The 23,887-nt window shown below is 72.8% G+C and carries 20 protein-coding genes; 10 read left to right on the top strand and 10 right to left on the bottom strand.

Annotation, left to right across the window (positions count from 1 at the left end):
- The 3 genes from ABD844_RS32370 to ABD844_RS32360 form a co-directional block, all read right to left on the bottom strand.
- Positions 1-398 (bottom strand): ATP-binding cassette domain-containing protein (locus tag ABD844_RS32370; RefSeq protein ID WP_344886513.1); only part of this gene is annotated, 398 nt, incomplete at its 3' end.
- Between the two features lie 5 nt (positions 399-403).
- A complete protein-coding gene (locus ABD844_RS32365) occupies positions 404-3,022 on the bottom strand; it encodes an ABC transporter permease subunit (protein ID WP_344886512.1) in 2,619 nt (872 codons plus the stop codon).
- Positions 3,019-4,257: an ABC transporter substrate-binding protein gene (locus ABD844_RS32360; protein WP_344886511.1), complete on the bottom strand. Its 1,239-nt coding sequence runs from the start codon at positions 4,255-4,257 to the stop codon at positions 3,019-3,021. Before ABD844_RS32360 ends, ABD844_RS32365 begins: the two co-directional genes overlap by 4 nt.
- Positions 4,258-4,438: 181 nt before the next feature.
- Between ABD844_RS32360 and ABD844_RS32355 the strand changes: the two genes are divergently transcribed.
- From ABD844_RS32355 to ABD844_RS32340, 4 genes are all read left to right on the top strand, one after another.
- Entirely contained in the window at positions 4,439-5,527 is a 1,089-nt protein-coding gene (locus ABD844_RS32355) for an alcohol dehydrogenase catalytic domain-containing protein (RefSeq protein ID WP_344886510.1), read from the top strand.
- A 75-nt stretch (positions 5,528-5,602) separates the two neighbouring features.
- Complete coding sequence (locus tag ABD844_RS32350; RefSeq protein ID WP_344886509.1) at positions 5,603-6,502, top strand: LLM class flavin-dependent oxidoreductase; 900 nt, start codon at positions 5,603-5,605, stop codon at positions 6,500-6,502.
- Positions 6,503-6,541: 39 nt separating this feature from the next.
- The gene (locus ABD844_RS32345; RefSeq protein WP_344886508.1) at positions 6,542-7,039 is read left to right on the top strand and encodes a cupin domain-containing protein; all 498 of its coding nucleotides are present in this window, start codon (positions 6,542-6,544) and stop codon (positions 7,037-7,039) included.
- 67 nt (positions 7,040-7,106) lie between these two features.
- The gene (locus ABD844_RS32340; RefSeq protein ID WP_344886507.1) at positions 7,107-7,424 is read left to right on the top strand and encodes a hypothetical protein; all 318 of its coding nucleotides are present in this window, start codon (positions 7,107-7,109) and stop codon (positions 7,422-7,424) included.
- A gap of 46 nt (positions 7,425-7,470) precedes the next feature.
- On the opposite strand, the gene ABD844_RS32335 is transcribed toward ABD844_RS32340, so the two are convergent.
- Positions 7,471-9,687: an MMPL family transporter gene (locus ABD844_RS32335; protein WP_344886506.1), complete on the bottom strand. Its 2,217-nt coding sequence runs from the start codon at positions 9,685-9,687 to the stop codon at positions 7,471-7,473.
- Between the two features lie 99 nt (positions 9,688-9,786).
- Between ABD844_RS32335 and ABD844_RS32330 the strand changes: the two genes are divergently transcribed.
- A complete protein-coding gene (locus ABD844_RS32330) occupies positions 9,787-10,311 on the top strand; it encodes a TetR/AcrR family transcriptional regulator (protein WP_344886505.1) in 525 nt (174 codons plus the stop codon).
- 21 nt (positions 10,312-10,332) lie between these two features.
- On the opposite strand, the gene ABD844_RS32325 is transcribed toward ABD844_RS32330, so the two are convergent.
- Genes ABD844_RS32325 through ABD844_RS32315 form a run of 3 tightly spaced genes read right to left on the bottom strand, consistent with a single transcriptional unit; the run spans position 10,333 to position 13,370 of the window.
- On the bottom strand, positions 10,333-10,965 hold the full coding sequence (locus tag ABD844_RS32325; protein WP_344886504.1) for a response regulator: 633 nt from the start codon (positions 10,963-10,965) through the stop codon (positions 10,333-10,335).
- The gene (locus ABD844_RS32320) at positions 10,962-12,194 is read right to left on the bottom strand and encodes a sensor histidine kinase (RefSeq protein ID WP_344886503.1); all 1,233 of its coding nucleotides are present in this window, start codon (positions 12,192-12,194) and stop codon (positions 10,962-10,964) included. The genes ABD844_RS32325 and ABD844_RS32320 overlap by 4 nt, the downstream gene beginning before the upstream one ends.
- Positions 12,195-12,227: 33 nt before the next feature.
- A complete protein-coding gene (locus tag ABD844_RS32315) occupies positions 12,228-13,370 on the bottom strand; it encodes a DUF418 domain-containing protein (protein WP_344886502.1) in 1,143 nt (380 codons plus the stop codon).
- Between the two features lie 220 nt (positions 13,371-13,590).
- Between ABD844_RS32315 and ABD844_RS32310 the strand changes: the two genes are divergently transcribed.
- On the top strand, positions 13,591-15,660 hold the full coding sequence (locus ABD844_RS32310; RefSeq protein ID WP_344886501.1) for a hypothetical protein: 2,070 nt from the start codon (positions 13,591-13,593) through the stop codon (positions 15,658-15,660).
- A 49-nt stretch (positions 15,661-15,709) separates the two neighbouring features.
- Here the strand turns inward: ABD844_RS32310 and ABD844_RS32305 are convergent, their stop codons facing one another.
- The 3 genes from ABD844_RS32305 to ABD844_RS32295 all read right to left on the bottom strand — a co-directional run bounded on the left by ABD844_RS32305 (position 15,710) and on the right by ABD844_RS32295 (position 20,375).
- Positions 15,710-17,803, bottom strand: coding sequence for a protein kinase domain-containing protein (locus ABD844_RS32305; protein WP_344886500.1), 2,094 nt, complete (start codon positions 17,801-17,803; stop codon positions 15,710-15,712).
- 106 nt (positions 17,804-17,909) lie between these two features.
- Positions 17,910-19,490, bottom strand: coding sequence for a serine/threonine-protein kinase (locus ABD844_RS32300; RefSeq protein WP_344886499.1), 1,581 nt, complete (start codon positions 19,488-19,490; stop codon positions 17,910-17,912).
- A gap of 69 nt (positions 19,491-19,559) precedes the next feature.
- The gene (locus ABD844_RS32295; RefSeq protein ID WP_344886498.1) at positions 19,560-20,375 is read right to left on the bottom strand and encodes a TIGR03619 family F420-dependent LLM class oxidoreductase; all 816 of its coding nucleotides are present in this window, start codon (positions 20,373-20,375) and stop codon (positions 19,560-19,562) included.
- Between the two features lie 88 nt (positions 20,376-20,463).
- Here ABD844_RS32295 and ABD844_RS32290 point away from each other — a divergent pair, with 88 nt between their 5' ends.
- From ABD844_RS32290 to ABD844_RS32275, 4 genes are all read left to right on the top strand, one after another.
- Positions 20,464-21,711, top strand: a complete 1,248-nt coding sequence (locus ABD844_RS32290; protein ID WP_344886497.1) for an LLM class flavin-dependent oxidoreductase — start codon at positions 20,464-20,466, stop codon at positions 21,709-21,711.
- Positions 21,708-22,580, top strand: a complete 873-nt coding sequence (locus tag ABD844_RS32285; RefSeq protein ID WP_344886496.1) for a TIGR03619 family F420-dependent LLM class oxidoreductase — start codon at positions 21,708-21,710, stop codon at positions 22,578-22,580. Before ABD844_RS32290 ends, ABD844_RS32285 begins: the two co-directional genes overlap by 4 nt.
- A 66-nt stretch (positions 22,581-22,646) precedes the next feature.
- Positions 22,647-23,483, top strand: a complete 837-nt coding sequence (locus ABD844_RS32280; protein WP_344886495.1) for a HipA family kinase — start codon at positions 22,647-22,649, stop codon at positions 23,481-23,483.
- Positions 23,480-23,857 (top strand): DUF3037 domain-containing protein, encoded by a 378-nt coding sequence (locus ABD844_RS32275; protein ID WP_344886494.1) that lies wholly within the window; start codon positions 23,480-23,482, stop codon positions 23,855-23,857. Before ABD844_RS32280 ends, ABD844_RS32275 begins: the two co-directional genes overlap by 4 nt.
- Positions 23,858-23,887: the final 30 nt, after the last annotated feature.

The following is a 23,887-nucleotide window of genomic DNA, read 5'->3' as shown; positions in this document are numbered from 1 at the left end:
TCCAGCCGCGCCCGTTCCAGCCGCCGCCGCGCCGGCCGGCCCATGAGGTCGGCGGCGAGCCCGCCACCCCCGCCGTGCCAGTCGAGCGCGGCCAGCACGTTCCCGGCCACGGTGAGCCTGCCGAACACCTGCGTCCGCTGGAACGTGCGCCGCACCCCGGCCCGCGCCCGCCTGATCGCCGGCAGGCCGGTCACGTCACGCCCGCCCACGCGCACCCGTCCCGCGCCGGGCCTGCGCAGCCCCGACACCACGTCGAACAGCGTGGTCTTGCCGGCCCCGTTCGGCCCGATCACGCCGCAGACCAGCCCCTCGTCCACCTCGAACGACACCTGGTCCAGCGCCCTGACCCCGCCGAAGGCCACCGACACGCCCACCACGGCCAGCTCGGTCTCGGCCACCTCGCTCACCTCACCCCCAGGTACGCGGCCGTCAGCCGCTCACTGTCCACCTCGGCCCGAGGCCCGGCCCAGGTGACCCGGCCCAGCCGCATGAACGCCACCCGGTCGGCGATACCCAGCGCCTCCGTGGCCTTCTCCTCGACCAGCAGCAGCGCGACCCCGCGGGCCCGCAGCTCGGCGAAGACCTCGAACACCTGCCGCACCACCATCGGCGCGAGCCCGAGCGACGGCTCGTCGGCGATCAGCACCCGGGGCGGGCGCACGAGCGCGGGCGCGAGCGTGAGGAGCTGCTGCTCGCCGCCGGACAGGGCCCCGGCGAGCACGGTACGCCGCCCGGCGAGCTGGGGCAGCCGCTCGTAGACGGGGCCGGGGTCGGCCAGCCAGGTCCGCAGGTTCTCCTCCACGGTGAGGCCGGGGAAGACGCCCCTGCCCTCGGGCGCGAGCAGGATCCCGGCGCGGGCCCTGCGGTGGGCGGGCCAGGCGGTGACGTCGTGGCCGTCCAGCAGGATCCGGCCGCCGGTCACCGGCAGGTCTCCGGCCGCCGCCGCGCAGGTGGTGGACTTGCCCGCGCCGTTCGCGCCGAGCAGGGCGACGACCTCGCCGGGGTTGACGGTCAGGTCGACGCCGCGCAGCACGGGGCTGTCGTCGTACCCGGCGACGACGCCCTCCATCGTGAACAGCGCCCGCTCGCGCACCTCCGCGCGCGGGCCGGGCTCAGGCGCGGCAGCGGGCTTTTGAACGGGCCTTTCAACACCGCGGCGGTGGCGCAGCTCGGCGAGCTGGGTGAGCACCCCGTCCGGGTGCTTGGCCAGGATCACGCCGCCGAGCCCGAACAGGATGGCGCCGACGTGCGCGGAGACGTCCCAGGTGGACAGCAGCTCGGGCACGGCGACGGCGACGAGCCCGCCCAGCACGGCCCCGCCGATGCGCCGCACGCCTTGGAGCACCACCACGGCCAGCCAGACGAACCCGGAGAAGGCGGGCAGGTCGGTGGCGGTGATCGAGCCCTTGGAGACGGCGAACAGCACGCCGCCCAGCCCCGCGATGCCGGACGCCAGCACGAAGAGCATGATCTTCGTACGCGCCGCCGACAGCCCCGACGTCGTGGCCGCCGCCGGAGCCGACCGCACGGCCAGGATCGCCCGCCCGGAGGCCGACCGTTCGAGGTTGCGTACGAGCAGCGCCACGACCCCGATCAGGACGAGCAGCACCACCACCCGCACCCGCGCGTCGGAGGTGTCGGCGAACCCGAACCCGAGTGCGGGCAGCGGCCATCCGATGGTCCCGTTGCTGAACGCGTCCACCTGGAACAGCACCTGGTCGGCCAGCAGCGCCATGGCGAGCGTGGCCAGGGTCAGCACCCGCCCGCCCAGCCGCAGCGCGGGCAGCGCCACGAGCAGGCCCACGGCCGCGGCGGCCAGCACGCCCAGCAGGATCGCCGCGAAGAACGGCAGCCCCGACGAGAACGCCCACCCGCACGTCAGCGCCGCCATGGCGGCGAAGGCGGCCTGGGCCAGGTTCACCATGCCGCCGATCCCGGTGACGACCACGAACGAGCAGAAGATCAGCGCCAGCACGAGCCCCTGCGCCGCGACGCCCACGTAGTAGTCGGGCCCCGCGAAGGCGAACACCGCCAGCGCGGCGACCCCCACCGCCCACGGCAGGCGCCGCCGCCACGGTGGCAGCCCGGCCAGGTGGTCGGGCGGCGGGGCGTCCTCCGCCGCGCTGCCCGCCACCCGCTCGCGCGACCGGTTCAGCAGGACGAGCCCGGCGAACAGCAGGATCACCGGCACCGCCGTACGCAGCCCGGTCACCTCTTCGAGGAAGTCGGTGTAACCGGCGACCAGGTTCTGCACCACGCCGAGTGCCAGCCCGGCGGCGAACGTCCACGGGATCGAGCGCAGCCGCCCGAACACCGCCGCCGTGGCCGAGGCGAACAGCAGCACCGTGTACGCGGTCGCGTCCAGCCCCAGCACCGACACCGCGAGCACCCCGGCCAGCCCGGCCAGCCCGGAGCCCAGCGTCCAGGCCAGCGCGGAGGTGGCGTCCGCGTCGATGCCCCGGAGCGTGGCCAGGCGGCGGCGGTCCACGGAGGCGCGCATGCGCAGCCCGTACGGGGTGTGCCGCATGAACGCCCACAGCCCGGCCGCCGTCACCGCCGAGAAGCCGAACGTGATGAGCTGGTCGCTGTCGAGGTGCACGCCGAGCACGTCGAACGCCTGCGCAGGATGCGGCCCGACGCCGCGCGGCAGCGCGGTCGCGTCCGCGGGCGGCAGCCCCGTCAGGTCCACGACCAGCAGGCCGAGGGCGGGCAGCGCGATCGTGAGCCCGATCGTCGCCACGATCTGCGCGGTCTCCCCCGCCTGGGCCAGCCCACGGAACATCGCCTTGTGCAGCGCGTAGCCGAGCGCCGGCGCGAACAGCGCCACCGCCACCAGGGCGGACAGCCAGGCGGGCACCCCGGCCTGGTTGAGCTGGTAGAACAGCAGGGCGGTCAGGAAGCCGATGGCGCCGTGGGCGAAGTTGAACACGCCGGTGGCCGCGTACGAGAGCGTCAGGCCCGATCCCATGATCGCGAAGATGGCGCCGGTGACCAGGCCGCTGAGCACGTAGCCGAGGATCATTTGAGCGGCACGTTGTCGAAGCACTTCATGTTCTTGGCCACCTGGAAGGCGCCGTTCTCCAGCTTGACCAGGGCGCCGCAGCCGTTGGGCTCGCTGTGGTCCCTGGGATACTGGATCCGGCCGAAGCCGGCGTTCTCGTAGAGGTACGAGCCGTTGGCCGTGGCCAGGAACCTCTCCCTGGTCAGGTCCTCGCCGGTCTTGTCCAGCAGGTCGAGGAAGATGTCGGCGGCCCAGTAGCCGATGGCCAGGTGCTGGGTGAGCGCGGTGCCGGGAGCCGTCCTCTCGACGTCCTGCCTGAGCCGGGCGATCTCGGGGGCGCTGGACTCGAACGGCTCGAACATGGGCGCCGCGATCACGCCCTCCAGGGCCCGCGCGCCGGCCGGGTCCTGGAGTATGGCGACGTCGTAGCTGGTGGCGTCGGTGAGCACGCCCTGGTAGCCGGCCCGTTTGAGCGCCGCGTACAGGCCGACGTTGAACTTCGTGCCGGCGATCACGGAGACCACGACGTCGGGCGGCTTACCGCCGTCGGAGGTCATGATCTTGTTGACGTACGGGAGCCAGTCGGGGGGCGGGGCGGCGGCGGGCAGGCCGGAGTTCACGCCGACCAGCTCGAATCCGGCGGCGGTGAACGACTGGGAGATGGTCGTGCCGCCGTACTTGCTGCCGCTGGAGTCCGAGGTCTGGACGTAGACGCTCTTGCCGTCCGCGCCGCCCAGCAGGTCGGCCATCTGCCTGCCCCACCAGGTCTGCGAACCGGCCCCCTGCTTGGGCGCCAGGCAGCCGTTGTAGCCGAAGCCGGTCTTCGTGCCGCACCACTGGGGGCCGGTCGCCCAGCCGAACCAGGGCACGCCCTGCTGCTCCAGGAAGGCGGCGCCGCCGAAGTTGGGGGCGTGCACGGGGACGAGGGCGAACACCTGGTCCTTCTGGACGAGCTTCTTGGCCGCCGCGTCGCCCTTGGCCGCGTCCTGCCCGTCGTCCTCGGCGCCGAGGAACTCGATCTTCCGGCCGTGCACGCCGCCCTCGGCGTTGGCCCGCTCGAACCTGGCCTTGGCGCCGATCTCGGCGTCCTTGGTGGAGTAGCCGCTGGCGCTGGTCTTGGTCAGCACGCCGCCGACCTTGATCGTCGTGTCGGTCACGCCGGCCGCGCCGCCCTGGCCGGACGTACCCCGCTGCTGGGCCGCGCATCCGGCGGCGAGCAGCAGGACCAGCACGAACGCCGACTTCCCAGGCACCATGACGGCCTCCCCGCTCACTTTTGGCCTAGCGCTCGCTTGGTTTTCCCGAGCGTAAGTTGGCGGTGCGGGGACGTCAACGCCCGCGATCGGCGGACGGCATCACAACAAGCCGACGATCACGGCCGGGTCCGGGCCTAACAATCGCTTGCTCGCATCAGGTGATCCGGCTACCGTTTGGCGCATGCTGATGCGCGCGGCCGTGCTCACCGCGTTCCACGCCCCCATGGAGATCCGCGAGGTCGAGATCGCCGGCCCAGGGCCCGGGGAGGCCCGCGTGCGGATCAAGGCGTCGGGTGTGTGCGGCTCCGACCTCAAGGCCATCGACGGCAAGAGCCCCGTGGTCGGCCGCCTGCCGTTCGTCCTCGGGCACGAGAGCGCCGGGGTGGTGGAGAGCGTCGGCGCGGGCGTCACCTCCGTCGCGCCCGGCGACCACGTCATCATCGCCATGAACGGTCCCTGCGGGCGCTGCCACCCCTGCGGCTCCGGCCGCTTCCACCTCTGCTCGGGCCCGTCGCGGCTGCCCACCATCATGGGCGGCCCGCCGCGGATCACCCTGGACGGCCAGGAGGTGCGCCGTTTCATCGGCATCGGCTCGTTCGCCGAGTACGCGGTCGTCCCCGAGGCCATGTGCGTGCGGATCGACAGATCCGCACCCTTCGCCGCCATGTGCCTGCTGGCCTGCGGCGTCGTCACCGGCGTGGGCGCGGTGCTCAACGTCGCCCGGGTCCGGCCGGGCAGCACGGTCCTGGTGGTGGGCTGCGGCGGGGTGGGGCTCAACGTGGTCCAGGGCGCGGTGCTGGCGGGCGCCACCACGATCGTGGCGGCCGACGTGGCCGAGCAGAAGCTCAAGACGGCGGAACGCTTCGGCGCCACCCACACCCTCCTGCCCGCGGACCTGCCCCGCCAGGTGAGCGACGTGGTCAAGGGCGGGGTCGACTACGCCTTCGACGCGACCGGCGTGCCGGGTGTGCTGGCGCGGGCCTTCGCCTCGACGCGGCCCGGCGGCACCACGGTCATGGTGGGCAGCCCGCCGCAGGGCCACCCGCTGGAGCTGGACACGGGCCTGTTGTTCGCCTCCCGCAGCCTGATGGGCACCCAGGGCGGGGACGCCGCTCCGCACCGCGACCTCCCCATGCTGGCCACCCAGTACGCCAGGGGCCACCTGGACCTCGACGCCCTGATCTCCGAACGCCTGCCGCTGGACGCCGTCAACGAGGCGGTCACCCACGTCCGCGAGGGCACGGTGGCCCGCACGGTCATCACGTTCTGACGCCGGCGGGGCACTCTCCGCCCGACGGCGCGCGAAACTGGACGCGGCGGCCACCATCGGGCTATTCCCTGGTACATGATCGAGCCCACGAACACCACCGCCTTCGCCGTCTCCCTCCCCCAGCAGGTCTCCGACGGCGCCTTCGACCCGGCCGCGTTCCGCGCCTACCTCCGGCGCGTCGAGGAGGCCGGCTTCCACAGCGTCTGGACGCAGGAGGGCACCCTCTCACCCATCCCCATGCTCGACCCCATCGAGGTCATGACGTACGCCGCCGCCTGCACCGAGCGGCTGCGCATCGGCTGCGCGGTGTTCGTCAGCGTCCTGCGCAACCCGCTGCACCTGGCCAAGAGCATCAGCACCCTCGACCAGCTCAGCCGCGGACGGCTGGAGGTGGGGTTCGGGCTGGGCCGCACGAGCAGGCTGGCGCCGTTCGGGGTGCCGCCCGAGGGGGTCGTGACGCGGTTCACCGAGGGGATCGAGCTGATGAAGGCGTGCTGGACCGAGCCCGAGATCTCCTTCCACGGGAGGTTCTGGCAGGTGGAGGCGGCCATGGAGCCGAAGACCTACCAGAAGCCGCATCCGCCCGTCTGGATCGGCGGGCACCAGCCGACCGCGGTCCGGCGGGCGGTCCGGTACGGCGACGGCTTCATCGGCGCGGGCGGGGCCACGACGGCGGCGTTCGCCGAGCAGGTGCGTACGGTCAGGGCCGAGCTGGAGCGGACCGGCCGCGACCAGGAAAGCTTCCCGATCGCCAAGCGCGTCTACGTCTCGGTCGGCGCGGACGACAGGATCGGCGAGCAGCTCCGCCGGCGGTACGGCGGCGCCGACATGGCACTGACCGGCACTCCCGAGCAGTGCGCGCACGGCCTGCGCGAGGTGATCGAGGCAGGCGCGGGCCTGGTGCTGCTGGACCCGATGTTCGACGAGCCCGAGCAGCTCGACCGTCTCGTCACCCAGGTGCTGCCGGAGCTGTGAGAATTCGGAAGGAGTTCAGGACTCCGCAGAGGAGAGAGCATGTCCTACCCCGAGCCGCGCTACTTCGGCGAGACCGGCGAGCGCGGCGGCGTCATCGACCCGGCCGGCCGGGTCCCCGACCTGACGATCGGCGCCGCCGACGGCACCAAGGTGCACTACCTCGCCACGGGCGGGTCCACGAACGGCGCGTACGGCCTGTACCGGTGGGAGATGGGCCCGAAGCCGTCCGGCCCTGGCCCGCACTTCCACCGGACGATGACCGAGTCGTTCTACGTGCTGTCCGGCACGGTCCGGCTCTTCAACGGCGACACGTGGGCCGAGGGGCGGCCCGGCGACTTCCTCTTCGTGCCCGAGGGCGGGGTGCACGCCTTCCGCAACGAACCGGGCGATCCGGCCACGATGCTGATCCTGTTCACGCCGGGGGCGCCGCGGGAGGCGTACTTCGAGGAGCTGGCGGAGATCGCCGAGAGCGGCCGGCAGCTCACCCCCGAGGAGTGGACCGACGTCTATCTGCGGCACGACCAGTACATGGTCTGAGGTCCGCACCCGCACGGGAGGAAGATCAGTTACTGTGAGTGACGAAAGACTCACAGAGGGAGGCACGGTGCACATCCCACGAACCACCATGGCCGGCGTGCTCGCGGCGGTGGCCCTGAGCGGTCCGGTGTCCGCCGAGGCGGCGCAGGCCAGGCTCCAGCACGACTTCGGCGCCCAAGATGTGATCATCTGGAGCGAGCCCTGGATCGGGTCCGACCGCGTCGGGCTCGGCTACCCGGGCCAGGGCTTCGACTCGAACCGGTCAGAGGAGCACGGGCTCTACCGGTGCGGCAGGTTCGAGACCACCCTGTGGCACCACGGCCGCAACGCGACCACCGGCGTCGTCGGCTGGGTTGCCGCCTGCGACCTCGTCGACTCCGACTGACCCGGCCCCCAGCGGGTCGACTCCGACTGACCCGCCCCCCAGCGGGTCAAACGCCCAGCTTGACCGGCTCCCGCCGCTCCACGGCGGGCTCGTCGTCCTCCTCGTGCCCCTCCACCGACAGGTTGGGCAGGATCCGGTCCAGCCAGCGCGGGCACCACCAGTTGAGCCGTCCCAGCAGCACCATCGTGGCCGGCACGAGGAAGCCGCGGATGATCGTGGCGTCCACCGCGATCGCCACCGCCAGCCCCACCCCGAACGTCTTCACCATCGAGTCGGGGTAGGCGATGAACGCCACGAAGACCGCCACCATGATCAACGCCGCCGACGTGATGACCCGCCCGGTCGAGCCGAGCCCCTCGGCCACCGCGCGCGCGTTGCGCCCGTGCCTCAGGTACGACTGCCGCACCGCGGTCAGCAGGAACACCTCGTAGTCCATGGACAGCCCGAACAGCACCGCGAACAACATCAGCGGCACGTAGCTCTCGATGGGCACCGAGAAGAAGATCGGCTGCACGTACGAGGAGCTGACCGGCGGGTCCAGGCCGACGAGCCCGCTGCCCAGCCCGATCGAGAAGACCATCGCCAGCGCCCCGAACGCCGCCCCCAGCGACACCAGGTTCATCACCGCCGCCTTGATCGCCACGACGGGCGCGCGGAAGGCCAGCAGCAGGAGCAGGGCGCTGAGCAGCACCACCACGCCGATGACCAGCGGGGTGCGCTCGGCCATGCGGTCCCCGGCGTCGGTCAGGCCCGCGACCTCGCCGCCCACGTGCATCTGGACGCCGGGCAGGGAAATGGCCCTGACGTCCCTGACCACCTGGGCGGCCCGCTCGTCGCTGGGGGCGTACTCGGGGACGGCCTGCAGCAGCACCGAGCGGCCGGAGGTGTTGACCTCGGGCTCGCCCACGTACTTCACGCCGTCGACGTCCTCCACCTCGCGGACGACGTCGGCCACGAGGGGCGCGTCGGCGTCGGCCACCTTCAGGGGCAGTTCGGCGACCACGATCAGCGGCCCGTTGAAGCCGGGGCCGAAGCCGGTGGCCATCAACTCGTACGCGCGGCGCGAGTCAGACCCCTGGACGCCGTACCCCTCGTCGACCGGGCCCAACTTCAGCGCCAGCGCGGGCGCGGCCAGCGCGCCCAGCACGACGACACTGGCCAGCAGCACCCGCCACGGCCGCCGCGCCACCCACGAGCCCAGCCCCGACCAGCCGGAGCCCGACGAGCCCGAGCCGCGCAGGAACGGCACCTTGAGCGCGTTGACCCGGTGCCCGAGCAGCCCGAGCAGGGCGGGCACCAGCGTGACCGAGGTCAGTACGGCGGCCACGACCGAGATGCCGGTGACCCAGCCGAGCGTGGCCAGCAGCGGGAACCCGGCCAGCATGAGCGCGCTCAACGCGATGATCACCGTGCCGCCCGCGAACACGACGGCCCCACCGGACCCGGCCACGGTACGGCGTACGGACTCCACCACCGGCACGCCCTGGGCCAGCAGCCGCCGGTGGCGGGACAGCAGGAACAACGCGTAGTCGATGCCCACGCCGAGCCCGATCATGGTGGCCATGATCCCGGCCTGCTTGGGCATGTCCACCACCCACCCGAGCAGCCCGATCACGCCGAGCCCCGACGCCACGCTGACCAGCGCGGCGAAGATCGGGATGGCCGCGGCCACCAGCGTCCCGAACGCGAACACGAGGACCAGCAGCGCGCACACCACACCGATGATCTCGCTCGGCCCGGTCTTGATCTCCTTGTCGGCCGGGGTCGAGCTGTCGGCCGGCACGACCTCCAGCCCGGCCTCCCGCGCCGGGTCGGCGGCCTTCGACAGGGCCTGCGTGGTCGCGGCGATCTGGTCGCCGTCGTTGCCCTCCAGGCGGACGGTGATGAGGCCGATCTGCAGGTTGGAGGAGATACCGCCCTTGCGGAACGGGGTGTCCACCTCCTGGACGTGCGGCATCGTACGGAGGCGGTCGATGGAACGCTCGACGGCCCGCTTGCGGTCGTCCTCGATGAGGGGGCCGTCGGGGGAGTAGAGCAGGAGCTGAACCGTTCCGCCTGTGTCGTAGCCGGAGCCGAAGCCCGTCTTCATGAGGTCGTGGGCGCGTTGCGCGTCGGTGCCGGGGATGCTGGCGTCGTTGCTGGTGGGGCTGGGGAAGGCCAGGCTCCCGCCCATCAGCGCGGCGGCCGCGACGACCCAGGTCACCAGCACGATCCACCCGTGGCGCGCGCACCAGCCGCCCAACCGTCCCAGTAACCGCGTCATCGCCCTGCCCCCACTCGACGGCCGTCCTGTACGGTCGTACAGGACATACGATAAGGCGGGAAATATCCGGAAGGCCGTCTCCCGCAGGGAAATGAGACGATGACCACAGCCGACGACACCCGCACCCGGATCCTGGCCGCCGCCAGAGAGCTGTTCGCCGAGCGCGGCTACGCGGCCACCTCCCTGGCCGACATCGCCGCCGCCGTCGGCCTGACCAAGACCGCGGTCGCCTATCACTTCCACCCGAAGGACCGCCTGGCGACCGAACTGCTCTCCCCGGCGGCAGGAGACATGCTGGCGCTGCTCGACACCCCGTACGCGAGCCGGGAGGAGTTCGTCGAGGCCCTCGTCGGCTTCGCCGTGCGCTATCGCTCGGTGATCCGCCTGTTCATGGAGGACCTGGCGGCCGACGACGCGACGACGGCGCCCGGCTCGGAGCGCGACACGATCCGGACGTTCAGGGACGAGATCTACGCCAAGCTGGCCGGCGACGACCCCACCCCTGAGACGCGGCTCAAGAGCTGGGCGCTGCTCGGGGCGCTGCAGTGGGGCGCGGTCACGACCATGGACCTGCCGGAGGAGCAGGTGCGCGCCGCCCTGCTGGAGGTCGCCCGCGCGTACTGAGGCTCAGGACGGCGCGTAGCCTCAGGACAGCAGACCCCGGCCGTAGGCGGCGGCCACGGCCGCGGCCCGGTCGGAGACGCCGAGCTTCGTGTAGATGTGCGCGAGGTGCGTCTTCACCGTCGTCTCGCTGATGAACAGCGCCGCCGCCGCGTCCTTGTTGGTGCAGCCCCGCGCGACCAGCGCGAGCACGGTGCGTTCGCGCTCGCTCAGCTCGGCGGGCGCGGCGGCGGCGGACGTGCGGACCCGGCCCAGCACCCGCGCGGCCACCACCGGCGACAACACCGACTCCCCCACCGCCGCCGCCCGCACGGCGCGGAAGACCTCCTCCCGCGGCGAGTCCTTCAGCAGGTAGCCGATCGCGCCCGCGGTCAGCGCGGGCAGCACGTCCTCGTCCCCGTCGTACGTGGTCAGCACCAGCACCCGGGCCGACGGCACCCGCTCGGCCAGCGACCTGATGAACTCCGCCCCGCTGAGACCCGGCATGCGCAGGTCGGTGAGCACCACGTCGGGCCGCTCGCGCACGGCCACGGCCAGCCCGCGCTCCCCGTCGCCCGCCTCGCCGACCACCTCCAGGTCGGGCTGCTCGACGAACATGCCGCGCAGCCCGTCACGCACCACGGGATGGTCGTCCACGATCACCAGCCGTACGCTCACGTCGCCTCCTGCCCGGCCGCGCTCGGAATGGCGGGGACGGTCACGCTGACCGCGGTCCCCTGGCCGGGCGCCGACTCCACCTCGACGCTCCCGGCCAGCCTGACGACGCGCTGCCGCATCGCCGTGAGCCCGAAGCCCGCGCCGCCCGTCTCCCCGGGGGCGAACCCCGCCCCGTCGTCCCTGACATCGGCCACCACCACATCCTCCATGTACGACAGCGTGACCGCCGTACGCCCGGCGCGGGCATGCCTGGCCACGTTGGCCAGCGCCTCCTGCACCGCCCTGAACAGCGTCATCTCCACCTCGGGGTGCAGCAGCCTGGCCGTCCCCGTGACGGTGAGCGTGGCGGGCACCTCGTGCGTGCCGCTCCAGCCGGACACCAGCGCCGACAGCGCCTCGGGCAGCCTCGACTCCGCCAGCGGTCCTGGGCGCAGGCCGTCGAGCGAGCGCCGGACCTCGGTCAGGCTCTCCCTGGCCAGGTCGCGGGCCACGGCCAGGCGGCGGCGTACGGCGGCGGAGTCGTGCGCGACCGCCTCGGCGGCCTCGAGCTGGGTGACGATGCCGGACAGGCCCTGGGCGACGGTGTCGTGGATCTCCCTGGCCATCCGGCCGCGCTCCCCCGCGACCCCGGTCTCCCTGGCCGCGGCGAGCAGCCTGCCCTGCAACGCGGCGTTCTCCTCGCCCAGCCTGGCCAGGCGCTCGTTGGCGCTCTCCAGTGCCCGGTTGGCGGCGCGCCGGCGTTCGACCTCGGCCTCCATGGCCCTGATGACCCACCCGAGGAACGCAGCGAACAACGCACTGGCCAGCGCGAGCAGCAGCCTGGGCCAGAGGTCGCCGGGTTCCAGGCGGACGAAAGGCGTGCCGGCGGCGACGAGCGCCGTGAGTGCCACCCCGAGGTAGGCGTACCAGCCGGGCAGCGCCACGAAGGCCATGGGGAAGCACACGAGGACGACGAGCGCGTACGCCGGGTGGCGGGCCGACAGCACCCCCGCCATCACCGCCAGCCCGGCGAAGTACACCGCCATCGGCGCCAGCACCCGCTCCGGCCATTGGGGGTGCGCCAGCACCATCCACCAGTGCCACAGCGCCAGGGCGGCGGACAGCGCGACCGTGACGGCCCGGTACCGCGCGGGCGTCCCCGGGTCGAACGCCGCCGCCAGGGTCACCACGGCCAGCAGGCCCAGGAGCAGGACGCGCCAGGCCCGATCCCAGTCGCGCTCGCGCAACACGCCACCCTCCCCATCCACTCCGGCCGGTCGCCTTCATCCTCGCCGATACGCCAGCCGCCGCAGCAACGTCTCCGCGGGCCCCCGCACCCCGGCCCGGCGCATCAGCTCGGCCAGCAGCACCGTCCCCGCCCACGCGCCCAGCGCCAGCGCGACCGTCGCGGCCGACCCCAGCGTGCCGCCGAGCCCGCCCACGTACGGGGTCAGCACCGCCACGAACACCACCGACTGCAGCAGGTAACAGGTCATCGACCGCTGCCCGCAGGCCGACAGCGCGGTGACGACCGGGCCGCGCCGGGCGCCGATGCGCCGCGCGAGCAGGGCCATCAACGCGGCGTAGCCGAGCCCGCCGGCGATGCCCGACACGACGTGCACGGCGTTCAGCACCATCACCGTCGCCTGCCCGCCCACCTCGACGAACTCCCCCGCGACGAGCCCCACCGGCAGACCGCCGGCCACCCCGATCAACGGCCCCCACACGGCGGCCCGCCGCATGACCCCGTCCGGCACCGCCATCAGGTCCCGCCGCCCCGCCCAGAGCCCGACGACGGCGGCCGTGACCACGCCCATCATCCCGAACGGGGTCATCACCCACTCGACAGCCCGCAGGGCCATCGCCGTCGCCGGGTCCGCCACCGCGTACGACCAGAAGAACGTGCGCTCGGTCGCCCCGTGCGGCGTGCTGTAGGCCAGCGCGGCGCTCAGCGCCACGGGGACGAGCCAGGCCGCGGCGAGGATCAGCAGGGTCCGGTCACGCACCCGCAGCAACCGGACCAGCAGGAGGCCGAGCAGCCCGTACAACCCGAGCACGTCCCCGGAGAACAGCAGCACCCCGTGCACCGCCCCGAACGCCAGCAGCCACAGGCTGCGCCGCCGCAGCACCCGCCGCCCCTCGGCGTCCTCGCGCCGCCGGTTCCAGATCTGCACCATGCCGTAGCCGAACAGCGCGGCGAACATCGGGTACGCCCGCGCGTCCACGAGACTCATGGTCAGCGCCCCCGCCACGCGGTCCGGCAGGTCGTGCTCGATGACGTGCTGCCTGATGCCGTACGGGCGGCCGTACAGGTAGACGGCCGAGTTGGCCACGGCGATCAGCGCCAGCATGACGCCTCTGGCGAGGTCGGGGGCGAGCACCCGCTCACGCTCCCCGACCGGCCTCAACTCCAGGGTGGAAGCCACGTTCCCTCCTACGCTCGATGGACTCCCACCGAGTGTCCGGGGAGGAGGCGGCCCGCCGAATCGTGCGGCGGGGCGCGATCGGGCGACCGGACGGACGATGCGGCGGTCACCCGTTCGGAGGATGTACCACTCCTGGCAAGTACGCCCGGCAACGGTCCAAGACCCGGAATACTGGTACACCGGACTCAACCCCATCGATGGACGAGCAGGGGGTCGCGGCGTGCGTACCTGGTTCCAACCCGAGGAGACGGAGGAGTTCGAGGCGGCCAAGGCCGTGCTGCTCCGCCGGTGCCTCGCGTGGGCGGAGGAGCACGGCCGCCCGGCAGACGACCTCCTCTTCACCGCCGCCGTCGATGCCCGCCACCAGAGCCGCGACGGCCGCCTCGCCTACTGGGACGAGACCCAGATCAGGCGCTTCCTGCTGGCCTGGGTCCCCGGGCACGTGGTGGCTCCCCGAGAGCTGCTCGACCTCGCCCCGGAGATCCTGCGCACCTACCTCGGCTACCTGGCCGCCACCGGGCTGCGCGACCCCCGGGGCCTCACCCCGGCCGAGGCCGACGACGCGATCACCCGTACCGTTCCGGAGTTCCAGAAGGCGCTCGACGACCCCCATCTCCAGGGTCTGACGAAGTTCTGGGCCGCCACGGCGCTCGACCACGGCATCGACCTCTTCGAGGGGCCCGCCGCCCTGGCCGCCCTCCAGCAGGACCTCGACGCCGGCCGCGTCCACTACGACCACGACGTGCTCGCCGGCATCCTGCAAGCCCATCACCAGGGCGCCGACCTCGACGGCGAACGCGCCTTCCTCCAGCCGCCCATCGCCCTGCCCCCGCCGCCCGCCCTGACCGAGGCGACCGGCCGCAGCAGGACCGTCCGGCGCCTCGTCGCCCTGGCGAACTGGGCGGGCAAGGAGGGCCGCCCCCTCACCACGAGCGGCACCCTCCCCCCTGACCAGGCCCGCGACCTGCGTACCGTGCTGAACGACGGGGAGGACGCCCCACCCGTCTCCATCCTCGACGACGACCCGGCGGCCTGGTACGGCGCCCGCGACGACCGCGACTCCGCCGACGCCTTCCGGCTCGACCTGCTCGTCGCCTGGGCGAAGAGGATCCGCCTGGTCCGCACCAGCAAGGGCCGCCTCTACCAGGTCGCCAAGGCCGCCCCGCTCCTGCGCGACCCGGAGGCGCTGTGGTACCGCGCGTTCGAGGTCCTGCCGGAGCTCGGCCCGGAGCTCGCGAGATCCGCCCCGGGTCAGCGCCCCGCCTCGCTCGTGGCGTCCGCCTTCAGCGACCTCCTCCCCGACCTCCTCAACAGCATGTACGGCATGGACGACATGCCGGTCGTCCGCCTGGCGGAGACGGTGTGGCTGGCCTGCCAGGAGTTCACGGAACACTTCGCGCTCGGCGAGGAGGAGTCGCCCCTGCGGATCCTCTGGCACCGCCAGGTGACCATCGACCTTGAGCGCACGTTCGAGCTCCTGTCCGACCTGGGGGCCGTGGAGCTGACCCGGGGCCGGGCCGACGCCCTCTACCTCAGCGACCTCGACGACGAGGATCAGGAGCTTCCGCCAGACTCGATCGAGCGCCTGCGCACCCGCCTCGCCGAGCCCGACGTCCTCCTGGCCCGGCTGACCCCGCCTGCCCTGCGCGCCGTACGCGAGCGGCTCCTGGCGGAGGGCCGCGACGCCCCCTTGATCGGCGAGCTGTCCACCGCCTCGGCAGGCGAGCTGCTGGGCGTCCTGGCCCAGCACTATCCGCCCGAGGAGACGGCCACCGAGCTGAACGCCTGGCTCTGCCGTCCGGGCCAGGACGTCGAGGACCTGCTCCAGGCCGTACGCGACTGCCCGTTCCGCACCAGGACCGCCGCCATGCTCACCGTGCTGGCCGAGGCGCTCCCCCAGGGCCGCGCCCTCGTCCGCGACCTGCGCCACGACCCCGTCCTCGGCCCCGCCGCCGTCAGCCTCCTCATGGACGACGGCGAGATCGACCCGGGCGCCCTGGGCGAACGCGAACAGCTCCTCCTCGGCGCCGAAAACTTCCTCACCCTCCTGGAGCTCGGCGGCCCCGAGTCGCTCATCGACCAACTGCGGACGATGGCCGGTGGCGACGCCTACGAGCTGGTCCAGGCCATACTCGCGGCGGGCCACCACGACACGGTCGGCCTGGCGGAGATGCGCACGCTGGTCGCCGAGCCCCTGCGCGGGCCCCGCAGCCACCTCCGCCTCGTCTCCAGCAAACCCCCGGGCGCACGCGGCCGCCCCAAGGGCACCGGCAAACGCCGCAAACGCTGAGCGGCCCCGCTCGACCGGCCTCCGGTGGCACGGGACGGCTCCCCTGGGGCTACTGGGTGACGATGGGGCCGGTCGGGAGGTCGATGGGCTCGTGGGGGTCGGGGCCTGACTGGGCGGCCAGGCCGATCGTGATGACGATCTGGGCGCCGGGTTTCGCGCACGTCCCCGGTTCGAGGCTCTGGGCCAGGACGCTGCCCACCTGGGCCTCGTCGTCCACCAACTGTTCCTTCGCGGCCACGACGAAGCCCGCCGCCATCAGGGAGACGCGGGCGTCCTCGCGGGGGCGGCCGACGACGGACGGCACGGTGGTGCCGTTGCGCGACAGCGTGAGCGCGACCGCGGCGCCTCCCGTGACCCGGCTGCCCGCCTTCGGCTGGGTGGAGAGCACCTGACCGGTCGGGGCCTGGGCGCAGGAGCGGGTGATCGCGCCGACCTTGAGACCGGCGCCGACGAGGGCGGCCTCGGCCGGTTCGCGTCGCATGCCGGTCAGCGCGGGCACCGCCAGGCCCGCCGACACCTGGAGGGACACGGTGCTGCCCAGGTTCACGACGGTGCCGGGGGCGGGCTCGGCGCTCAGCACCTGGCCGACCTTCTGGGGTGCGTCCACTTCTGTGACGGGGCCCAGGACGAGCCCGGCGCGCTTGACGGCCTTGCCGGCCGCGCCCTTGTCCAGGCCGGTGAGCGGGGGGATCGCCACCGTCACCGGACGGGCCACCGGCGGGTCGGCGGCGGGCCGTTCGCGGGGGCTCGTTGATCGTTCGGCGCTCTTGGTCGGGGACGGCTTGTCCACCGAGGGTGACGCGGTCGGCGGGTGCGAGGTGGTCGAGGGTGCCAAAGGGCCGCTCGCCTGACGTCCCGCGATCTGCTCGGTAGGGGTCAGCGAGGGCATGACCACGGCGAGGAGCACGACGGCGGTCACCAGGAGGGCCGCGCAGACGGCGATGGCCGCGCCGGGCCAGCCCCGGCTCTGGCGCTCCTGGGCGGGCGGGCCGGTGCTGCCGCCGCCCTTGTGGGAGTCGGGCAGGTGGTAGCCGCCGGGGGTCCCGGTCACCTCGGGCTCGGCCATCGGGGACCGGGCGTCGCGCTCGGAGGGTAACGAGGAGGCGGCCGCGTTGGAGGGGCGCGCAGGGGAGTCGCGTCCGGGCGGGAGGGCTCCAGAGACTTCGCCACCGGACGGCCGGGTCTCCTGCATCTCGCCGGTGAACGGGCCCGCCTCCGGGGCTCCGCTGCCCGACGGGTGTGAGCCGGGGTTCGGCGAGCGCGGCTCGGGGATCAGCGGGGGCGGCGCGGCGACGCGCAGGATGTGCGGCGGAGGCGACCGGAGCACCTCGGAAGGCACCCCGGCGGTCGACTCCCCCAGCAGCTCGAACAGCAACTCCCGGCTGCTGGGCCGGTTGCGGGCGTCCTTGTCCAGGCACGCGTCGACGAGCGTGCGCAGCCGTCCGTCCAGCCTGCCCAGCTCCGGGGGCGCGGTGAGGATGCGGTGCAGGACCGGGGCCACCGAGTCCTGCCCGAAGGGGGCGGTGGCGTTGGCGGCGAAGCACATCGTGGCGCCCCAGGAGAACACGTCGGCCGCTCCCGTGACCGCCGACGCGGTGATCTGTTCCGGAGCCATGTACGCGGGCGTGCCCACCCCCCGTCCGCTCACGGTGGCCGCCGCGTCCAGGGCCTTGGCCAGGCCGAAGTCGATCACCCGTGGCCCGTCCGAGCCCAGCAGGACGTTCTGCGGCTTGAAGTCCCGGTGCACGATCCCGGCGCGGTGGATGGCCGTCAGCGCCGTGATCGTGCTCACCGCGAGCCGTTCCAGCGCGCCACCGCGCCGGGGGCCGGTGAGCGTGACCTCCCGCTGGAGCGAGGGCCCGTCGACGTACTCGCTCACGATGTACGGCCGTCCCTCGTCGAACCCGGCGTCGACCACCTGGGCCGTACAGAACCTGGCCACGTGCTTGGCCAGCTCCACCTCCCGCAGGAACGCCACCCGCTCGTCACCCACGGGCCCGTGCAGCAGCTTGACCGCGTACGTCTCCCCGCCCCTCGAACCGAGGAACACCGCGCCCTGACCACCCTCACCCAGGCGCCCGGAAAGCCGGTACTCCCCGAGTCGCTGCGGGTCCCCCGTTCTGAGCGGCTGCGCCGTTGGCACGGGCGCCTCCCCTCGCCGCCACCCCTTCTGCTCTCTACTGAAAGCAACGGCCCGCGATCAGTCAACGGTGCTCATGACAATCGCTGCCTGACCGTGACACATCAGGTCAGGACGTACGCGCTACCTTGCCGGAATACGTCACTTCGTCCTTACTTTCACGCGTCACCTTGATGGCCATCTGGTTCACGTCGGAGGTGGGGAACATGCGCAGCGTCCCCGGGTAGCACTCCTCGCCCGTGACCTGATCGAGGACGAAGACCATCCCGCTGCCACTGCGGCCGAGCCGTCCCGCGCAGTGCAGGTCCGCGCCCCATCTCATGACCCCCGTGCCGTCGCCGTCCATGCGCAGTTCGACGGGGAAGACGCGCCGCGCGGTGAAGTGCTCGGCCGAGCCGGTCCAGGTCCCCTCGAAGCCCGGTCCCTGGGCGCCGCGCAGCCAGTACACGAGCCCGGCCACGGCCATCAGCACACCGGCCAGCGCGACGGCGGCCTGCCAGCGACGCATGCGCCACGGCGACCGCCGCGCGGTCTCGGTCCCCGTCACCGTCTCCACGACCGCCTGAGGGGCCGTGACGGCGGGGAAGCTCGTCGTGGGGTCGGGGTCGGTGATCACACCGGGACCGGCCTCCGACGCCCCGAGCCCGACCACCATGCCAGGACGGGTCATGCCCGCGAGAGCGCCCCCGGCACGACCGGTGGCCGCTCTCTCGGCCACCGGCTCAGTGGCGGCGGCCGCGAAAGTGGGGGCCGACGAGCCTTCGGCGGCGGCGATTCCGGCAGCAGGTGCCCACGAGGCTTCTGCGGAGGCGGCCTCAGGGGCGGGCGCGGGAGCGGTCGGCGCTTCGACGGCGGCGCGGGCACCGGTGGGCAGCACGTCCGCGCCCGCCGCGCTCTGCCCCAGCAGCCACCGCAGCACCTCCTCCGCGTCCGGCCGCGCCGCGGGCTCGGCGGCCAGGCACGCCCGCACGATCTCCCGCAGCCGCCCGTCTAAGGAGCCCAGGTCGGCTTTGCCGTACAGGACGCGGGCCAGCACCTCCTGCTGCGTCTCCGCGGTGTAGGCGTGCCGTCCCGTGGCCGTGTACGCGACCGTCAGCGCCCACGCCCACAGGTCCGACGGCGGCCCGGCGGACTCGCCCTTCATGCGTTCCGGAGCCATGTAGGCGGGCGTGCCGATCGGGAGATGGGTGGTGGTGGCGGCGGTGTCCATGAGCCGCGAGACGCCGAAGTCGATCACCCGGGGCCCGTCCAGGCTCAGCAGCACGTTCCCCGGCTTGAAGTCGCGGTGCACCACCCCGGCGCGGTGGATCGCGCCCAGGGCGGTGGCGGTGCCGATGGCCAGGCGGTCGAGCGACCCGCCCTGCCGGGGCCCCTTGGCGACCACGTGGTCGTGCAGCGAGGGCCCCTCCACGTACTCGCTCACCAGGTACGGCCGATCACCCTCCAGGTCGGCGTCCAGGAGCTGGGCCGTGCAGAACGCCGCCACCCGCCGCACCGCCTCGACCTCCCCCAGGAAGCGGCGGCGTACGTCGGGGTCGCCCGAGAGGCTGGCGTGCAGGAGCTTGACCGCGACCTGCGCCCCCTGCGGCGAGTGGCCGAGGTAGACGATGCCCTGACCCCCTTGGCCGAGCCTGCGTGTCAGCCGGTACGACCCCAACTGCCGGGGATCTTCGGCACTTAGCTCGGACATATTCCGCAATTATGCCCGCCAACGACGGCAAATCCGTTCCCTTCAACAACCGCGACCGACGACCACGGCTCACGAAATGAGCGTCGCGTATTCGTCCAGCACCGGCAGCACCACGTCGGCGGGTCCGCTGGGCAACGTGGCCACCGCCTCCTCGACCCCGAGCCCGGCGAAGTATTCGAGCTTCTCCCTGGTGGGCCGCGTCCCGAACGGGATCACCCGCGCCATCGGCCGCCCCGCCTTCTCGCACGCCAGCCGCAGCGCGGGCAGCGCCGCCTTGATCCCGTGCCCGCCGATCGGCATCCACCCGTCGGCGTATTCGGCCACGTGGGCGAACAGCTTGGGGCCCGCCGCGCCGCCGACGTACACGGGCGGCGCCCCGTTCACCGGTTTGGGCCAGGACCAGGAGGGCTCGAACCCGTCGAAGGCGGCCACCTCGTCCCGCCACAACGTCCGCATGGCCAGGACGTGGTGCCGCGCCACCTCGCGCCGCCGCGCGTACCGGACGCCGTGGTTCTCGATCTCCTCCGCGTTCCACCCGAACCCGACGCCGACCACCACCCGCCCGCCCGACAGGTGGTCGAGGGTGGCGATGGCCTTGGCGGTGACGATGGGGTCGCGCTGGGCGGCGAGCAGGATCCCGGTCCCGACCCGCAGCCGGGTGGTCGCCGCGGCGGCGAACGACAGGGCGACGAGGGGGTCGAGCGTGCGCCGGTACTCGGCGGGGAGTTCGCCGAGCCCGCCCGGATGCGGCGTGCGCCGCGAGACCGGGATGTGGGTGTGCTCGGGCACGTACAGGGAGGAGAGCCCGCGCTCCTCCGCCGCCCTGGCCAGGTCGGGCACCGGCATGGCCACATCCGTCGTGAACATCGTGACCCCGAGCCGCATCCGGCCTCCCAGCATGCGAACCAAGCGATTGCTCGGTTAAGATTTCCAGAGTACCTTGCAGAAGACCATCCCGCGGAAAGAGGTCCCGGTGAAGTTCTCTATCTTCCTGAATCCGCAAATTCCAGGCTCCGGATACGCGGCCGAGGAGAACGCCAAGGCCAAGCGCCCGATCGGACGCGACACCGAGTCGTACCAGAGGCTGCTGCACGAGGTACGGGAGATAGCCGTCCACGCCGACCAGGTCGGGTTCGACGCGCTGATGATGACCGAGCACCACTTCCACTCCGAGGGCATGGAGTTCTCGGTCAACCCGCTGATGTTCCTCACCGACCTGGCCGCCAGGACCGAACGCATCCTGCTCGCCCCGCTCGGCCTCGTGCTGCCCGCGTGGGACCCGATCAGGGCGGCCGAGGACGTGGCGCTGCTCGACCAGTTCTGCAAGGGACGGCTGCGGCTCGGCGTGGCGCGGGGCTACCAGAACCGCTGGATGAACGTCCTGGGCCAGCGCTGGCAGGCGGCCGCCGCGCGCTCCGACGGCTCGGCCACCGACACGCGCAACTTCGACGTCTTCGGCGAGGTGCTGAAGATCATGAAGCTGGCCTGGACGCAGGAAACCCTCCGCTACAAGTCGGACGTGCTCGACTACCAGGTGCCCTACCCGTACGACGGCATCGAGGGCTGGCCGGCCCAGGAGTGGACCCGTACGTTCGGCGCGCCGGACGAGCTCGACGAGGACGGGAGGGTACGGGCCGTGTCCGTCTGCCCCCGGCCGTACCAGAACCCGCACCCCGAGCTGTGGCAGCCGTTCACGATCTCCGACCGGTCGGTCATCAGGGCCGCCCAGGAGAACATCCTGCCGTGGATGTTCACCCCCAACCCCGACGACCACGCCCAGAAGGCCAAGCTCTACCAGGAGGAGTCCGCCAGGCAGGGCCGCCACTACAAGCTGGGCGAGCACACCGGCATCCTCAAGATCGTCGGCATCGCCGACACCACCGAGCAGGCCATCAACACCTTCGGCCGCAGCATCCCCAAGGACTTCGCCGCGTTCTTCGGCCCTTTCGGCTACCTGGAGGTGCTGCGCAAGAAGGAGGACGAGAAGCACGAGCCCATCTCCCCCGAGAAGGGCGACGCCAAGCGCATGAGAGACGTGGAGATGGCCCTGTTCGGCACCCCCGACGACGTCAAGCGCGGCATCCAGCGCATGCTCGACCGGATGCCGGACCTGGAGTGGTTCGGGCTGTACATGCAGGGCCAGCAGGGCGTGCTGCCGCTCGACACGGTCAAGCGGAACCTGGAGCTGTTCGCCACCAAGGTCGCCCCGGAGTTTCGATGAAATTCTGGCTCGGGGCCTCGTTCGCCGACACCGACCAGTTCGTGGAGCTGGCGCGGGCGGCCGAGCGGTGCGGGTTCGACACGCTGACGCTGTCCGACCACCTCTTCTACGCCGACTTCGCCACTCCCTACCCGTACTCGCGGTCGGGTCGGCCGCGCTGGAACGCCCGTACGCACTGGCCCGACGTCTGGGTGACGATCGGGGCCATGGCGGCGGTGACCAGCACGCTGCGGTTCTCGCCGAACGTCTACATCGCCCCGGCCCGCGACCTGTTCACCGTGGCCAAACAGGTGTCCACGGCGGCGGTGCTGTCGCGGGAGCGGGTGACGTTCGGGGTGGGGGTGGGGTGGTGCAAGGAGGAGTTCACCGGCACCGGCCAGGACTTCCACACGCGCGGGCGGCGGCTGGACGCCATGCTGCCGCTCCTGCGCGCGCTCTGGGCGGGCGAGACGGTCGAGCTGGACGGCCTCCCGCCGCTGTCGATCTCACCCACTCCGGCGGGCCCCGTCCCGGTGTACGTGGGCGGCGACAGCGAGGCGGCCCTGCGGCGCGCGGCCAGGACCGGCGACGGCTGGATCGGCAACCGCATCTACACGGAGGAGCAGTTCGACGTGGTCCTGAACACCCTGCGTGACCGGCTCACGGCCCACGGCAGGAACGACGACGGCTTCGAGATCATCGCGCCGCTGGCCGTGCTGCCGGACGCGAACACGTACCGCAGGTTCGCCGCCAAGGGCGTGACGGGGACGATGGCCGCGCCGTGGTGGCTGGCCACCCCCGAGGAGAAGGCCCGTCACGGCGAGGGCACCCTCGAACTCAAGATCGCCACCATGGAGCGCTTCGCCGAGGAGGTCATCGCCAAGATGTGATTCCCGGCCAGAACGGGCCCGCTGGGGCAGGTCAGGGCAGGCATCCAGGGACGATAGCCTCGTCTCGTGCTGGAAAAGATCGCAGCCACCCGTTACGTCACCCCGCTGCGGGAGGGCGGGTCGCTGCCCGGCGTGGTCGAGGCCGACGACCTGGGCACGTACGTCGTGAAGTTCCGCGAGGCCGGTCAGGGCCGGAAGGTGCTCGTCGCCGAGATCATCGCCGCCGAGCTGGGCAGGCGGCTCGGCCTGCGCACTCCCCAGCTCAAGCTCATCGACCTCGACCCCCAGCTCGGCGTCAGGGAGCCCGACGAGGAGGTGCAAGACCTGCTCAAGGCCAGCACCGGGCTCAACCTGGCGGTCGACTTCCTGCCGGGCGCGCTCGGGTTCGAGCCGCTGGCCTGGGAGGCCGACCCGCTGTTCGCGGCCAGGGTGGTGTGGTTCGACGGTCTCATCCACAACATCGACCGGAGCTGGCGCAACCCCAACCTGCTGGTCTGGCACCGCGACACCTGGCTGATCGACCACGGCGCCGCGCTCTGGTTCCACCACAACTGGCGCACCGCCGACCCACAACGGCCGTTCGACGCGGGTGACCACGTGCTGGCGCCGTACGCGGGCGACCTCGGGGCGGCCGGCACGGAGCTGAGCCGCAGGATCACGCCGGAGCTGCTGACGGCCGTGACGGCCCTGGTGCCGGACGAATGGCTGGTCGGCGAGCCGGGTTTCGCCTCCCCCGACGAGGTACGCCAGGCTTACGCCGACCATCTGCTCCAGCGGGCGCACGGGCCGGGCGGATGGCTCGTCCACAGCGGGGAACACGAGGGGCGCGGCACGGAGCCCGACGGCCGCAGGGCGGGCCCGGGATCGGTCGGCGAGTTCTGGCGGGGAGGCGGCGGCCGATGACCAGGGACGTCTACGAGTACGCGGTGATCCGCGTGGTGCCCAGGGTCGAGCGGGGCGAGCTGATCAACGCGGGCGTGCTGCTCTACTGCCAGCCGCGCGGCTACCTGTGCGCCCGGGTCGAGCTAGACCCCGGCCGGCTGCGGGCCCTCGACCCGAACGCCGACGTCGAGGGGGTCCGCCGGGCGCTCGGGGCGTACGAGCTGGCCTGCGGCGACCGTCCCGGCCCGCTGGCGGGCGAGTCGCTCGGCGGCAGGTTCCGCTGGCTGACGGCGCCGCGCAGCACGATCGTGCAGACGGGGCCGGTGCACGCGGGCCTGACCGCCGATCCCGGCACCGAGCTGGCCCGGCTCTTCGACAAGCTCGTCCGCGTCTGACAGGACCGCGTCCGACAAGAGGGTGTCCGA

The sequence above is a fragment of the Nonomuraea antimicrobica genome, assembly GCF_039536965.1.
Classification (GTDB): Bacteria; Actinomycetota; Actinomycetes; order Streptosporangiales; family Streptosporangiaceae; genus Nonomuraea; species Nonomuraea antimicrobica.
The sequence above is the reverse complement of the archived record's forward strand: the minus strand, read 5'-3'. Positions and strand labels throughout refer to the sequence as shown.